Origin of the sequence: Fluviispira sanaruensis (genome assembly GCF_004295685.1) — a bacterium.
GTDB lineage: Bacteria > Bdellovibrionota_B > Oligoflexia > Silvanigrellales > Silvanigrellaceae > Silvanigrella > Silvanigrella sanaruensis.
Map to the genome: position 1 here is coordinate 653,945 of NZ_AP019368.1, position 14,927 is coordinate 668,871.

Below are 14,927 nucleotides of genomic sequence, written 5' to 3' on the forward strand. Positions count from 1 at the left end.
AGAGTTTATATCATAATATTTTTTATTTTTCATTGTTGAGAAATAATAAAATTAGTCACTTTTGCATCGTTTGAAGCCCCTGCTGTAGCATTGATTTGGCTGAATAAATTGGCAAGGAGTGACGAACCAGTCGAAGTTCCTGAAGATATTCCTGCGCTGGCTAAATTGGTTTGTGCATTTTGTAGATTTGTATAGACTTTTGTTGAATCTGCTGAACTCATTGCGTTGGTGAGTGAGGTTGAAATATTCCCCGCGCTATCCAAGCAAACTGCTTTTATAATTAATATTGCAAGTCCTGCTTGGGCGAGTGCCAGTTGATAGTTTTGATTCGCTGTTCGTTGAGAAGAAGAGATTGTGCTTAATATATTAACAGCGTTTGTCAAATATGTGATATTAGTAGAAGATCCGTTTGGCATAGATGATAAAATGGCTTGAAAATTATTTTTTGCGCTACTTGTATTTGTTAATATTGAGACAGTGATATTAAGAAGATTGTAACCGGCGGAAAGCATATAAGCTGTTCCAAGCATACCAATAGCCTGTGTGTCACTCGGGTTGTTATTCAAATATGATACCAAAGTACTTATAGCAGAAGGATAGTCTCCTGAGTAAATACTATTTTGAGCTTTGTCTTTTTGACTTACAGTTGTTAAGGAAGAGAATAAATTACCATTGCCACAGGAAAATAAAACTGGTGTAGTAATAAGAATAAAAATAATTGTTAAGAATTTTATCTGAAATATATTTAATATCATATAAGCCACCCAAGTACTATTCGTGAAAAAAATCTTTCGCTTGGCAAAGAACCAGTTATTTTGCCAATTTCTTCTGTATACATACCACCTTCTATTTTGATAAATTTAAAGTTTAAAAATAAGCCAAATGTTGGGTAACCTTGATTGAGTCCAGTCATTATGCCAAAGAAATTATTTAAAACATACTCAGCTCCTAAATGAATTCTTTTCCCAATATCCGTGTTTTCTGTATTACTTATATCTCTAAAGTCAGCATAAATTCCCACTCGGCTTTTTTTTGTCCCAAAAGTTGTTTTAAATCCTGTATCAAAAACTGTTGGCTCTGAAGTTGGGGCCTTGCTCCCTTCAGGAACTGTCCACCTATATTGCATACCAAGATTTCGCACAGTGATTCCAAGTTGAGTAGAGCTTTCTTTATGTAAAACAAGAAGTAAGCCAATATCTGCCCCAACCCCACTGCCAACATTAAGCGAATTTGTAATCATTGTTTTGAGTGAATTATTGGAAATTTCACTATCGACATCAAGAGCGGATATTGAAAGATTCACTTCTCTTTTTTGAATATATTTTCCATTAATACCTACGAGTAAATGTCCATCAAAAAAATCGTGTGCTAAAGTAAAATAAACACCAGCTCGATTAGCGCCATAAATATTTGCTGTTGGTATTCCTGTAGTTGGATCAATTCCTGCATAAATATTCGAATTTATTCTATCCATCACGCCAAGCGAAACTTTTTTGAAAATGATTCCCGTTAAACTTTGGCCTGCTGCGCTATAAACTTTGTTCTGATTTGCGGCTAAGAGTGATGCTACATTCCCATTTCCTTGTGCTGAGTCATAAAGGCTTATAAAATTGCTTGTTCCTTCGATTTGAGGGCTGATTATGACAATTTCATTTAAAATATTATTTGCATAAGCGATTGCAGCTGGATTGTAAAATATAGAATCCCCTCCATTTGCATCAGCAATTCCAGTATCACCTCGGCCTAAAAAGCGAGAGGAGCGATATTCTCTTTGCAATTCTTGGGAGTAAATAACTTGAGTTTTAAATAAAATAATAACTAGAATAGTGATATTAAATCGACTTTTAATAAATATTATTATTCCATCCATGGATATTTCCTTATCTTTCGAGTCTTTCGAAAGCTAAGGAAAATATCGGAATGAAAAAAGGAAACTTTATTTTAAGTTCTCAAAATTAAAGCAGTATATTGCGTTGTTTTATAGAATTTGATTGTTTTGTTTAAGAGCCTCTATTCTTTGTGCTAGAGGTGGGTGAGTGGAAAATAACTCTATGAAACTTGATCTGTTTGAAATTTGAAAGGCAGCAATAGAAGAAGGAGCCTTCTCTTGTTCCTGTAAAGGAATTTCGTAAGCTCTTTGCAGAGCGCTGAGTGCCGCAATCATATTGCTTTTTCCAGCGAGCTGCGCCCCGCCGCTATCTGCTTTAAACTCTCTTTTCCGAGAGAACCAGCAAATAACAAGACTGCCTAAAATACTGAGAAGTATTTCTAGGACAATGATAACGATAATATTGACGATGGGACGAATGTCCTCTTTCACGAATTGAGTCGTCGCAAAGGCAATAATTCTTGCAAAGAACATGACAAAAGCGTTCACCACACCCTGGACGAGAGTCATGGTCACCATATCACCATTTGCAATATGGGATATTTCATGGGCTAGCACACCATCTACTTCATGCTGATCCATATGCTCCAATAGACCACTTGAGACTGCTACAAGAGATCTTTTTTTAGAGGGGCCCGTTGCAAATGCGTTTAAATCAGAACTTTCGAAAATACCAACTTCAGGAGTGGTGGGAAGGCCAGCTTTTCTGGATAGATTGGCTACGCGATTATAAAGATCCTTTTCACGTGCACTTGCGTTTGTGGGATCAATGACAGTGATATTCATTGAAAATTTTGCGATCCAGCGTGAGATTGCAAGGCTGATAAAAGCGCCACCAAATCCCCAAATAAAACAAAATGCAAGTAAGCTTTTGTAATTAATGCCTCTTTCTGTCATATAATGATTCACACCGAGAACTGATGTCACGATGGTAATGGTAATCATAACTAAAATATTTACAGCCAAAAAAAGTAGAATGCGTTTTGCCATGTCGTTATTTCCTCCCCTATCGAAATCATATTAAATATACTATATAAAAGAAAAAGAATAAAATCTCTTTAGATAAAATTTTATTCTTATAATTCATTTAACAAAGGTTAAAAACTTTATGGTTTATTCAGATCCTAACAGTGCAAAAAATGATCATAAAAAAATAAAAGTACGTGTGCAAAATATTCTTGAAATGAAAAAAAATTCCAAACGAATATCATCAATTACTTGTTATGATGCAACTTTTGCACGCATGATTGAAACAACTGAAATTGATGTGGTTTTGGTTGGTGATAGTTTAGGCAATGTGATTCAAGGTAAAAAAAGCACAATTGATGTATCAATAAATGACATTGCTTATCACATTAGCTGCGTCTCTTCGTCTTTAAAGACCCCTTTATTGGTGGGAGATATGCCTTTTTTGAGTTCGGGAATAAGCAGAGCTGAAACGGCGCACAATGCAGGTATTTTATTACAGGCGGGGGCAGAAGCTGTTAAAATTGAAGGTGCAAGTTCAGAAATTTGTGAGCAGATTCATTTTTTAACCCGACATGGTATTCCAGTGATGGGGCACATAGGACTTATGCCACAAAGTGTGCATGCTCTGAGCGGTTATCGCATACAGGGTAAAAATGAACATGATAAAATGAGGCTTCTGACGGAAGCGCAAAAATTGCAATCAGCGGGTTGTTTTGCCGTTGTGCTCGAGCTTATTATGCCCCAAACAGCAAAAGAAATTTCTGAGTCATTAGAAATCCCTACAATAGGTATTGGCTCTGGTAATTTTTGTGATGGAAATATACTTGTGTTACAGGATATGTTAGGAATGAATAAACAATTTAAACCAAAATTTTTAAAGCATTATCTACAATTAGAAGATTCTATAACCCAAGCTTTACAAGAATACTGTGACGATGTTAGAAATGCAAAAAGTGAATTAATATGATTGAAAAAAAATTAAGTATAGAAGAAATTAAGGCGCGTTTAAAAGTTGTTTGTATTTGCAAGGGAATTAAACAAGCAAGAATTTGTGAAGCAATTGAAAGAGGCGCAGATACTGTTGAAAAAGTAAATAAAGTAACGGGGAGCGGAAGTGGAGGATGCAATGCCACGCGTTGTGGACCCGTGATAAAGAAATTAGTAGAAAACAAAGGTAGGGTTTTGCTAGAGCCTTATAAAACAGAAATTGAAGATGATGATCTTAATTTCTAAAATTATCTTCATTTTCTAATTTTATATAATGATTTAAGCTTTCAATAATTGAATAAGACTGTGGATAATCTTTGCGAATTCCAATGTGAAAATGAGTTGAGCTCTTTTTTATAAATGGAATATCAAATATTTTAGAATCTTTATTATCTTTTTTAAAATCGTGATAAAAACCAAGATTGGCAACTATAAAGTCAATTTTATTTGCATTTATTTTGGGGATACAATCTGTTCTTTTTGTTACTTTAATTAGATTAATTTCATTTAGATTTACCTCGCTCCAAGCGTTGCCTTTATAATCACAAATGCGGTATTTTTTTAGATCTTCAATATTTTTTATTTTTTTTATTTCAGTGTCTAAATTTTTATTTATATATAGTAAGAAGTTTTTAATTATAAATGATGATTTTTGTGTAAAGTAAGCATACTCTTTTCTTTTATCAATTGGAGTAGTTATATAACCATCGGCTTCACCACTTTGCACCATATATTGTGCTTTTTCCCATGAGTACGATTCATTTGTAATTTTAATATTAATTTTAGCAAATAATTCTTTTATATAGTGCGGAAATATTCCATATGCATCATTTTTTTCAGGTGAAGATGAATAACTATAAGGGGAAAAATCATTAAAATAAACAAAAACCATTTCTTCAGTAGCATCTGCAGATTGGCTAAAGGAGAGTGCAAATAGAATTGTTAGGCGCGCAAATAATTTCATCCCAATCCTAACTCAATCATGCAGCGTGTGTGTGAAATATGATTTTAAAATATTATGTAAAAAACATAAAACATGAATTTTGACAGGAAAAAAAATCGATTTTTCTTGTGCGATGTAAGAGATGAGGTAAAGAGAGAAGAGTGGCAGGCCAGGAGGGACTCGAACCCCCAACAAGCTGATTTGGAATCAGCCGCTCTACCATTGGAGCTACTGACCTACACGAACTATTGTCGTTACCAGTTGGCAACGATTTGGTCAAGCATCAAGAACTGTTGGAATCAAAGTTTTTAGAATTGGGTGAATGATATGCTAAAATTAGAACATTTAGGGACAGGCGAAATATTTTATGCAACGAGACAATCAGCAGGTTTTGATATCTGTGCAAATCAAGAATTGATTTTAAAGGCCAAGTCTTGGGCCTTAGTGAAGACTGGATTGAGGATCGTTGAATCCTTTGATTCGCAATTGATTAAATTAAGTGAACAAGAGTGCAATGTTGTAGCAGAGATTCAACTGAGACCTAGAAGTGGCTTGGCTGTTAAATATGGAATCAGTGTCTTGAACTCTCCAAGTACGATAGATGCAGATTATAGAGGTGAAATAATGGTAAGTCTTATAAATCATTCTAATAATGATTTTAAAATTCAACCTGGTGATCGAATAGCTCAAGGTGTTTGTGCGCTTGCTATTCAAATTCCAGGCATTAAAGTGAAAGATGTCGAACGTGGGGAAAAGGGGTTTGGCTCAACAGGTAGGAATTAAAAGGAAAATAATCTATTCGCTTATTTCTTTATCCAGCCTTTTATTTTCTTAACCTTTTCGTTCGCTCAAATTTAAAAAAAAGATATTATAAGGGTTGAGAGAAGTAAGTTTTCATTGACCAGCTGGTCAATCTATGATAATATTATCCAGCTTAAGGGCAATGCTTTTATTAAAATTTATTATAATAATTTTAGGAGTTTATTTCTTATGGACGACCCTTCGGGTAGCGTGACAGATCGAAGTCAGAGTTTTCAATATCCTGTTGATAAAGCAGTGAGCCTGGATAGAACTATTTATTACATCCCAGAATCTGTAACAGCGCAAATTCAATTGTTTTCAGCAATCAAGAATATATGCAGTACTTTTGATGAAATATTAACGTATCTTGAAGATGGAAAGGTGGATAAAATTGTCTTTCACCCAATGACAGCATCTTCAGATAGAAAGTACATTGTTCATTGGGCAAAAGTATTTAACCCCAACATTATTGAGCAGTTAAATAATAATTTCCCAGCTAGATCATTCAATCCAAATCATGTTGCATAAAATAAAAGTCATTTTGCTGTCTCATTATATAAATAATGATTGAAACTGATTGGAGTGACTTGCTCTTTATTTTTGGAAATGTAAAATATCTAAGAAGAATGGATTTCTTTTGTAATGTGAGAGATTCTTTTTATGAAAGAACAAACTTATAATAAGTTAAAAAATTTTCATAGAGTTAAAAATATAAAAGAAATTTCGCAGAAGAATATAAACCCGAGTATCTTTGAAAATAATACAATTATTAAGATTCAAGAGAATATTTATAATTACAAAAAAAAAGAGCTTGAAAGATTGCGAAAATTGGAAATTCTTATGGAAATTCTAAAGAAAATTGAGGAAAGATCTCTACATTACAAGTATACTTTTAAATAAATTGCAGGTTGGTTATGAGAAAAGTTCTTGTTATTAATGGTCCAAATTTAAGTATATTAGGCAATCGACAAACACAAATTTACGGGTTTGAAACTTTGCAAACGATTATCCAAAACTTAAAAATTATTGCTGAAAAAAGTGATCTCATCCTTAAAGATTATCAAAGCAATATTGAAGGAAACATCGTTTCATTTTTAAATGATGAATTTTTGGAACTTTTATCTAAAGAAAATGTCAAAAAATTAACAAATTTAAACTCTATTGAACATAATAATATTGCAGGAATAATTATCAATCCTGCAGCCTATACACATACGAGTGTTGCCATTCATGACGCCTTAGAAGTTTTTTCAAAAGAAAATATTCCGATTTTTGAAGTGCATTTAAGCAATATTTACGCGCGTGAAGAATTTCGGCGTAATTCATTTGTGAGTCCAATTGCAACTGGAGTCATTTCTGGGCTGGGCTCTTTTGGTTATACCGCTGCTCTTCACAGAATCATAGAGTTGGCATGAAATGTTAGAAAAATTACTTAAATTAATATCTTATGAAGATCTTATCTTCTCTTTTAAAGAGAAAGAGCTCTACGAAGAATTTACTGTTCATCATGAAACGTTTGCCCTAAGATCAGCAAAAGTCGTCAAAATATCCGATGCAGATTTACTCCGTAAAATCCTTCCAGAAGAGTTTTCTTCACAAATGTTTGGTTCTGGACACTTAAATTTACTGGCATTTGTCTTTGCTCTTAGACATAAAATCTTAGCTCTCAATTCTATGTTTCATCTCTCAGTACTGAAACAAAATAAAGACCCCTACTTTCATCAGACAAAAACTGAATTCAGAAAAATATTTGGTGGTACTTTTATTGATGAATTTGAAAACATATTTGAAATGTTACTTCCATCTTTTTGGGGGAGTTCAAAAAAATTACCGATTTTAGGTTTTTCAGCTGTTGGTTGTCATTTTGTCCTGAGAGACATCCATGCCTGTCGAGCATTTGATGCTTATAATATTCCATTTTGTAAAAATTATGCAGAAGGCACATTTTGCAGATATCATATGCAAGAAAAGTATTGGATTAAATCTATAACAGAAGAAGCTTCTGTTCAAGCAAAACTCTCTCAATTCTATTTAGATCCAATGAATTTTTCTCAATTTGATGAGGCAACTTTAGAAAAACTCGTTAACGGTTTCTTCTCGCACTTTAAAGCATTTCATGAAAATAAACATATCCCATTTATTTCCCAAGAAAGAGTACAATTTTTATTAAATTTTTATAGCTTTTCTGGACTTGAAGATTTAAAAGAGAAGGGTACTATTGAATTGCGTAAACGCTTTCTTGAAAAGGCAAAACAATATCATCCCGATGTTGGTGGTGCACATGAATCTTTTCGTGAAGCTCGTGAAAATTATGAATTTTTGAGAGAGATCTTAGTTCGATGAGTCAATTATTTTATAAAATAGATGCGTTTAATTTTGTTCCAATTAAACGCACTCCTTGGGGTGGGGCTAAAATTTCAGCTCTTAAAAAAAAATATTTTCCAGAAAATAAAGAAAAAATACCTCAGAATATTGGTGAAAGTTGGGAAGTATCGACAGATGAGCAATTTCCTTCATTTGTTTATTTAAAAAACAATGAAAAAGTAACATTGAAAAGCCTCTTACAAAATAATGCTGAAGCGATATTAGGAAAACATACTTCTTCTAAATATGGGGCGCATTCGCCACTTCTCTTAAAATGGCTAGACGCAAACGATCTCCTCTCTGTCCAACTCCATCCAAATAATGAAAATTCACTTTTAAAAAGTAATGAATGTGGTAAACCAGAAAGTTGGCTCGTCCTTGATACCGATGAAGCGGGTTTTGTTTACTTAGGGTTTCAAGAAAATTTAACAAATGAACAAATTATTCAATTTCTTTTGAATGATGAACCTGAAAAATGCCTCTATCGTTATGAACCAAAGATCCTGGATTATATTTCTATTCCAGCTGGTTGTGTGCATGCTGTTGGTGCGGGTGTATTTGTTGCTGAGCCCCAGTATGTTTTACCAGAAAAATCTGGAAAAACTTGGCGAATTTCTGATTGGCGCAGACTCTACGATGAAAACGGAAAGAAATCGAGCAATGGTTTCCCGAGAGAGTTGCATGTTGAAGAGTCGTTACAAGCAATTGATTGGAATCTTCCGCGCGGAAAAAAATTAGAAGAAAAACTCGTGCGAAATATGCAAAGTAATAATCCCTTTTATGGTGATGATAACAATCCATTTGCTTTGCAAGTTTTTTGTGAAAAGGGTAAATTTCAGTATGACCCGCTCATAAAAGATACATTTTCTGTAGTCACAGTTTGGGCGGGTGAAGTGATTTTAAAATGTGATTCAGATACTCTCATAATGCATGGCGGTGAAAGCGCGCTTGTTTCTTCTGAGGCAAGGCAAGTAACAATACATTTAACTCAAAATAGCAATGATAAGTCTTGTGCTGCTTTTTTTGCTTTCAATGATGAGGTCTTTTGATGGCATTTATTAATGAAGCCACAGGTGATATTCATTTTAAAATTCTTTATATTGGCAGTCAAAGCTCTGGTAAAACAGCAAACATTCAATCACTTTATTGTGAAACTCATGCAGACCTGAGTTTGAAAGATCACTCAACACTGTTAGAAAATATGCCAAGGAATACTTTTTTTGATTTCTTGCCACTTTCATTTGGTGATGTTGCTGGGCGTAACGCAAGAATGCATCTCTATACAATGCCAGCACATTCTTTATGGCCGACTGTTAATATTAATTTAATGCTAGGTGTAGATGGAATTGTGAATGTCATAGACAGTCGCGTTCGCTTTTTAGATAAAAACGAAACACAAATTCAATATGTAAAAAAACTAATTGATTCACTGCAAATCGATTTTAATAGCATTCCATTTGTTTACCAATTTAATCATTCGGATGCCCCCGATGCATTGACTTATACAAATTTGACAAAAAACTTTTTTTTAAAAGAGGAAGATTGTTTTGCAGCTATTGCGCATCAGGGAATTGGTGTAATGCAGTCTTTCCATCGTATTACCAATAAAATCATTCAAAAATTTGTTTAATTTTCGCCTATTTTAAAGGCTGATTTTGTAAAGAAACTTATATCTATGAATTTAGAAACTTTTAACTCAAGGATAAATATCTACTAAAAAAATAGCTAATAGATATTAAGTCTATTTTAAGATGTTTCGCAATAAAATTATCTTGCTTTATCATTGTTATTTTCTTTCATAAATAACTTAATTGTGTATAATGAGAGGAATAAATTAAATATCAAATAAATTGATATTTAATTAAAGCTATTAAAGAATTTTTTTCAATATCACCTTGTTAAAAAATACAATAAATATTATTTTTAATTTGAAAGATTTTATTTAAAAGAATCTTTCTAGGTTACTTTGTTATAACGTAATTTAATAATATTATATAAATTTATTCTTATGTTTTTTGTAATTTTATATATTTTAAATAAAGGAAACAGAAATTGTCATTAGGAATGAGCGGAAAATCTTCTTCGACGGATATTAAATATGATTTTTCTAGAGGATTTGGTGCACAAGATTTTAAAACAATAGATACATCTTTATGGGAATCCTTAATCGATTGGATAAATTCTTTAGCTAAAATAGAGTATAAAGTCATTGCTAAGTATTACAATAAACTTAAAAGATATTGTAAAGAAAATCTTTATTTGGATAAAACTCTCAAGCTTTATTTTTTATTTAGGATAAGATTGGAGTTTGGCATACACCCAGAGAGGAATATTGAAAGCATTTGCTTCAATGTCTATATTATTACGTCTAACTTATCAAAATTAAAATCCATAGATCAAGTTATGACGAATCTTTATAAGTGTTCAAATTGTATCGATCCAATTGATATTCATAAGTTAAACAATTGGGATACAAAATTTTTCACAGATCCAAAAACTTATCTAAGTTTACAGAGTTTAGATAGTTTTATTTTTCTAGTACATCCGATCGATAATGAAAATTTTAATAAAAAAGAATTCATTAAAATTGAGGAAAGTTTTAAAAATAATGATGCTCTATTAACAAGTGTGGTATCTTCAAAACATAGGTTTTTTTATAAAAATGTTTCGCTTATATTAGCGGTCCCGAAACAGAATGTAATTTCTACTTATAATTGTAAAGATAAATCATCAAAACTTATGACTCCTACAGAAGTTATCGATAATACCGTTTTGCAGAATACAGAAGTCATCGTTTGCGGTAGAGTTGGTGTAAGTATTCATCCAAGATTTCCAGTATCGAGTGAAATAAAAGTGATAGGAGTTATAAATGTTATTGATAAAAATTCAGTATTAAGTGAAAATGAATATCAAGCTATTGAAAAATATTCACATAAAATTAAGAGAAAATATAACGTTCCCATTATTAAAATCGATGGATTTTTAGAAAAATCCAAGCAAATTAATTAGAAAAGCCAACCAATTTTTAAAATATTCCAATAGGGTATAGGATATTTATTTAAATTATCTACTAAACTTGATTGAAGTTGATTGCTTAGCGCTATGTACTCTGAGCTAGCTTTAATTGTATCAATGGAACTGGTTACGCCTGGGTCAGTGAATGTAGTTGTTAAAGTAACTGTATTTTTAACTGGAAATTGTAAACCAAACTCGGTACCAACAGCAAACCACCCATATCTTCCCCCCCAAGTTGCAAGCCAACCGATTTGGGGAGTCAAGTAGATTGTAGTGATTTCAATAAGTTCTTTCACTGGAGTCGATGCGCTTAATCCTGAAATGTTTACAATAACGTCGGCATTGGCGTTTAATGAAATGTTGCGTTGTCCATAAGCAACTCCAAGAAAAAATGATGTGCCAAAGGGAAAAATACTCAGTTTTCCTTCTAATTGGTTGTATTTCATCTTTAATGCATTGATAGTAAAACTACTACTTTGATTATTTAAAAGAGATTTTATTTGTGAAATATAAAACAAGTTAATACTGTTAAATCCGCTGTAACTAATCGATAAGCCAATGTATTTAAATATTTTTGATTCAATACTGAAATTCGGACCCATAAATAATCCAAATCCTACCATAGGACCAATGCGAAAAGGTCCAAACAGTCCATTATCAACATCGGGCTTTGATTCTTCTTTTTTCTCCGCAATTTCAGATTTTTTCTCTTCTTTCTTATCGGGCTGTTGCTCGTTTTTTTTGGCCTCTTCAACGGTTTGATTTTTAGTTTCTGTCTCAATTTTTTTCTGTGGATTTAATGTTTCATTCGGTTTTAAATTTTTATTATTTGTCTTTTGCGAACCTTGGGATTGTATAAAAGGATTGTTGCTTGGAATTGGATTTCGAGTTGCATCGTTGATCAATGGATTGTTAAGATATCTTTGCGAAATAGGTACGGTTGGATCTTCCTGAGCAGAAACTTTTGAGAAAAAACATAATAAAAATATGATTATAACTGTTTCCAGTAACTTCCTCATAAGGGCTCAAATCTCCAGGCACTCCCATAAATTTAATTTCTAATAAAGATTATATTTTATTTGTTTATTTTATCAAGCTAATAAATTCACTCACCCATAAATCGCCTCTTATTTTTTCTTCATCAAAGAGAAAAATTGAATCATTTTCTAGGATAATTTTACCCTCTTCTATGCCACGCTTAATTTTAGCATTTGCAAGAATTTCCTGAGAGATTGTTTTATTTTCTGTTACTTTTTCTAACCATGATAAAGAAATTCCATTCGGAGTTCTTAACAAAGTAAAAATCATTTCTTCTAAATATTCTTGTTTAGTGCGCAGTGGTTCAGAGTGAATGGAAAAATTTTTCATCCTATGTTCTTGTTGGGAAAAAATAAGTTCATCGTTTCCAGGAGCATAGCTCTTAATTTTTTCTTCACCTATCCGGTAACGAATGCCAAATGGATGCTCTTCAGAAGGAGGTAACAGTCCATGCGCCCCTGTTCCAATTCCAAGATAAGGCAATCCATACCAATAAATATTATTATGAAATGTTTCCTTTTTGGAAAAATTACTCGTTTCTAATTGCTTAAACCCAAGTGATTTGCACTTATTTAAGATTAATAGATATTCGGATGCAGCATTTTCATCGCAAGCAAAGTCTTTATTAGCAAAAAGAGTTCTTTTTTCTATAGAAAGAGCATAAGCAGAAACCCCTGACGCTCCTGCATCATTTAACTCCTGTATTTCATCAGCAACATTTATTGTGCGAATTTCCTTTTTTAAACCATAAATTAAGTCAACTTGTATATTATCAAATCCAGCTGTTCTTGCCCATTCTATATTGTTGAGAACTGTATCGCGTTTGTGTTTTCGCCCAAGAATTTTTAAAGTTTCTGGGCATAGGGATTGGGCACCAAGAGTTATGCGATCAAAACCTACTGATAAATAATCTGAAAATCTCCGTTTGATATTCGTGAGCGGATTTGTCTCGAGGGTTGTCTCTTCAATAAAGTAACGGTCGCGAATTTTATCTAAGAGTGGTTCATAATAAAAGGCGTCAAATAAACCTGGAGTTCCTCCACCAAAATAAACAGTTGCGTACTCTTTGTTTTGTGAATGAGGTATTTTTTCTAGAAAAAAATCAAGTTGAGCAGATAATTCTGAAAAAAAAGCATTGACATCTTTTTTTGTAAACTTAGATGTTTTAACAAAATCACAATAGGGACAAATATGAGGACAAAATGGAATATGCAGGTAAATACCAATCCTTGATTTTTGCTTGGGAAGAGAAATCATTTTTTTAATAACCACTTTCTTTGTGAAGAATTTTTCCAAATTGTAAATACAGTTGCAAGTGCATTGTAGGTTTCTACTGGTTCTAGAGTTGAAAAATTAATGCGCATTTCATCACTATGAGTTCCATAGGGATAAAAAATATGACCAGGGGCTATGGATATTTGTTTTTCGAGTGATCGCTGATGTACTTTTTGTAAATCTCCACCCTCAGGAAATTTAAACCATAAAAATATTCCTGCTTCTGGATGACTCCATTGAGAGTTTTGCGGAGCAAGTTTCTTTAACATTGCTATAAGTGTATCTCGTTTAGAGCGATATTGATCTCGTGATTTTTGAATATGTTTCTTGAGTACGCCTCTAATAATCATTTCATAAAGGAGTTGTTGATCAAAAATAGATGATGAAATATCTGTTTTTAATTTTGTCAGTATAAATTTTTGAATATTTTCTTCACTGGCTACTATATATCCTAACCGTATACCGGGGGCAAAAGTTTTTGAAAAACTTGAAATGTAAATTGTTTTTTTTAAGCCATCCATAACGGAGAGAAGAGGAGGTAAAAATTCATCGAAATTAAGACCTTTATAAATATCTAATTCGATAATAATAGCATTTATTTCTTGCGCCAGATTTAATAATGAGTGTCTTTCAATTGAACTGAGTATTCCGCCTGTTGGATTGTGGCAATTGGTATAGGTCAAAATTATTTTAGGTTTTTTTCTACGAATTTCATTTTTTTTGTTTTCATCTAAAATAAGTTGCATTTGAGTTCTTTTAATTTCTATTATATCCAAGCTTCGAGCGGATAATACTGGAAAAAGTAAAGCAAAATTAGGTACTTCTATGGCAATGCTGTCACCCGCAGTTAAATATGTGTCTAAGACAATATTTAAAGCATGCAATGCACCATTTGAAATGAGAATTTGTGCAGAATTTAAAACAGGCATACCAATCTGTTCAAGCTCAAATGTCAATGCTTCCCTTAAGTTTGTGAGTCCCTGAATAGATGAATAGGAAAATATTGCAGTGTGTGAACTTGACAGAATAACCCGGGAAATAGCTCTTAAATCTTCCATTACAGTTAGGTTTTTAGGTGGTTCACCATTTCCTAAATACGTTATATTTTCATTCGTTGAGTTGGAAAAGGGCAATATTTTTGGGAGACATTCTTGTATTTGTAATTGAGCCAATGAGATTGTTTGATCTAAAACATTTTCTTTTTCCACAAAAGAAAAGCGCTCATTTGAATTATTTAAATTCTTACTTTCAAAAAAATCATTTAAACTTTTTTGCTCGCTCTTATAGTTTCTTTTCACTTTATAACTGACAAAATAACCGCTTCCACGCTTTGCAGTGATATAGCCTGAATCACATAATTTCTCATAAGCAGAAATCACGCCGATTTTATTTATATTTAATTGAAGTGACAAATCTCTAATACTAGGCAATTTTGTACCAATAAGAAGTGTACCGCTCTTTATTGCTACTTCGTATTGTTCGGCTATTTGGTCAGAAAATGACAGCTTCCTATTGCGATCAATTTGAATTTTTTGAAAACCGACCATCACCTTAAACTCCATATTTTCTAAGGATAATTATAATGAGCGTTCTATTATAACTTGCACCTTGTAGCATTTTTGTAAATATCTGACCAGTACAGTTGCA

16 protein-coding genes and 1 tRNA gene are annotated in these 14,927 nt (G+C 32.6%); 9 read left to right on the forward strand and 8 right to left on the reverse strand.

Annotation, left to right across the window (positions count from 1 at the left end; genetic code table 11):
* Positions 1 to 29 precede the first annotated feature (29 nt).
* The 3 genes from EZS29_RS02845 to htpX form a co-directional block, all read right to left on the reverse strand.
* Positions 30 to 755 (reverse strand): hypothetical protein, encoded by a 726-nt coding sequence (locus tag EZS29_RS02845; RefSeq protein WP_130606331.1) that lies wholly within the window; start codon positions 753 to 755, stop codon positions 30 to 32.
* On the reverse strand, positions 752 to 1,870 hold the full coding sequence (locus tag EZS29_RS02850) for a PorV/PorQ family protein (protein WP_130606333.1): 1,119 nt from the start codon (positions 1,868 to 1,870) through the stop codon (positions 752 to 754). The genes EZS29_RS02845 and EZS29_RS02850 overlap by 4 nt, the downstream gene beginning before the upstream one ends.
* A 108-nt stretch (positions 1,871 to 1,978) precedes the next feature.
* Positions 1,979 to 2,878 carry a protease HtpX gene (htpX, locus tag EZS29_RS02855; protein ID WP_130606334.1) on the reverse strand — a complete coding sequence of 300 codons (900 nt, stop codon included), beginning with the start codon at positions 2,876 to 2,878 and terminating at the stop codon, positions 1,979 to 1,981.
* Between the two features lie 118 nt (positions 2,879 to 2,996).
* On the opposite strand from htpX, the gene panB reads away from it, so the two are divergent.
* Together panB and EZS29_RS02865 are read left to right on the forward strand one after the other, a co-directional pair.
* A complete protein-coding gene (gene panB / locus EZS29_RS02860) occupies positions 2,997 to 3,824 on the forward strand; it encodes a 3-methyl-2-oxobutanoate hydroxymethyltransferase (RefSeq protein ID WP_130606336.1) in 828 nt (275 codons plus the stop codon).
* The gene (locus tag EZS29_RS02865; protein WP_216678708.1) at positions 3,821 to 4,090 is read left to right on the forward strand and encodes a (2Fe-2S)-binding protein; all 270 of its coding nucleotides are present in this window, start codon (positions 3,821 to 3,823) and stop codon (positions 4,088 to 4,090) included. The genes panB and EZS29_RS02865 overlap by 4 nt, the downstream gene beginning before the upstream one ends.
* On the opposite strand, the gene EZS29_RS02870 is transcribed toward EZS29_RS02865, so the two are convergent.
* A complete protein-coding gene (locus EZS29_RS02870) occupies positions 4,080 to 4,808 on the reverse strand; it encodes a substrate-binding periplasmic protein (protein WP_130606338.1) in 729 nt (242 codons plus the stop codon). The genes EZS29_RS02865 and EZS29_RS02870 overlap by 11 nt on opposite strands.
* Positions 4,809 to 4,949: 141 nt before the next feature.
* Positions 4,950 to 5,025 (reverse strand) — tRNA-Trp (locus EZS29_RS02875).
* An 89-nt stretch (positions 5,026 to 5,114) separates the two neighbouring features.
* Here EZS29_RS02875 and dut point away from each other — a divergent pair.
* From dut to EZS29_RS02910, 7 genes are all read left to right on the forward strand, one after another.
* Complete coding sequence (dut, locus tag EZS29_RS02880) at positions 5,115 to 5,570, forward strand: dUTP diphosphatase (RefSeq protein ID WP_130606340.1); 456 nt, start codon at positions 5,115 to 5,117, stop codon at positions 5,568 to 5,570.
* A gap of 207 nt (positions 5,571 to 5,777) precedes the next feature.
* Entirely contained in the window at positions 5,778 to 6,116 is a 339-nt protein-coding gene (locus tag EZS29_RS02885; protein WP_130606342.1) for a hypothetical protein, read from the forward strand.
* Positions 6,117 to 6,496: 380 nt separating this feature from the next.
* Positions 6,497 to 7,003, forward strand: a complete 507-nt coding sequence (locus tag EZS29_RS02890) for a type II 3-dehydroquinate dehydratase (protein ID WP_130606344.1) — start codon at positions 6,497 to 6,499, stop codon at positions 7,001 to 7,003.
* A 1-nt stretch (position 7,004) separates the two neighbouring features.
* The gene (locus tag EZS29_RS02895; protein WP_130606346.1) at positions 7,005 to 7,931 is read left to right on the forward strand and encodes a J domain-containing protein; all 927 of its coding nucleotides are present in this window, start codon (positions 7,005 to 7,007) and stop codon (positions 7,929 to 7,931) included.
* Positions 7,928 to 9,001 (forward strand): type I phosphomannose isomerase catalytic subunit, encoded by a 1,074-nt coding sequence (locus EZS29_RS02900; RefSeq protein ID WP_130606348.1) that lies wholly within the window; start codon positions 7,928 to 7,930, stop codon positions 8,999 to 9,001. Before EZS29_RS02895 ends, EZS29_RS02900 begins: the two co-directional genes overlap by 4 nt.
* A complete protein-coding gene (locus EZS29_RS02905; RefSeq protein WP_130606350.1) occupies positions 9,001 to 9,582 on the forward strand; it encodes a hypothetical protein in 582 nt (193 codons plus the stop codon). The genes EZS29_RS02900 and EZS29_RS02905 overlap by 1 nt, the downstream gene beginning before the upstream one ends.
* Positions 9,583 to 10,004: 422 nt before the next feature.
* Complete coding sequence (locus EZS29_RS02910; RefSeq protein WP_130606352.1) at positions 10,005 to 10,961, forward strand: hypothetical protein; 957 nt, start codon at positions 10,005 to 10,007, stop codon at positions 10,959 to 10,961.
* Here the strand turns inward: EZS29_RS02910 and EZS29_RS02915 are convergent.
* The 3 genes from EZS29_RS02915 to EZS29_RS02925 all read right to left on the reverse strand — a co-directional run bounded on the left by EZS29_RS02915 (position 10,958) and on the right by EZS29_RS02925 (position 14,827).
* The gene (locus EZS29_RS02915) at positions 10,958 to 11,986 is read right to left on the reverse strand and encodes a cell envelope integrity TolA family protein (RefSeq protein WP_130606354.1); all 1,029 of its coding nucleotides are present in this window, start codon (positions 11,984 to 11,986) and stop codon (positions 10,958 to 10,960) included. The two genes, EZS29_RS02910 and EZS29_RS02915, sit on opposite strands and share 4 nt — an antisense overlap.
* Positions 11,987 to 12,050: 64 nt before the next feature.
* Positions 12,051 to 13,262 carry a coproporphyrinogen-III oxidase family protein gene (locus EZS29_RS02920; RefSeq protein ID WP_130606356.1) on the reverse strand — a complete coding sequence of 404 codons (1,212 nt, stop codon included), beginning with the start codon at positions 13,260 to 13,262 and terminating at the stop codon, positions 12,051 to 12,053.
* On the reverse strand, positions 13,259 to 14,827 hold the full coding sequence (locus EZS29_RS02925) for an aminotransferase-like domain-containing protein (protein WP_172603743.1): 1,569 nt from the start codon (positions 14,825 to 14,827) through the stop codon (positions 13,259 to 13,261). Before EZS29_RS02925 ends, EZS29_RS02920 begins: the two co-directional genes overlap by 4 nt.
* Positions 14,828 to 14,927: the final 100 nt, after the last annotated feature.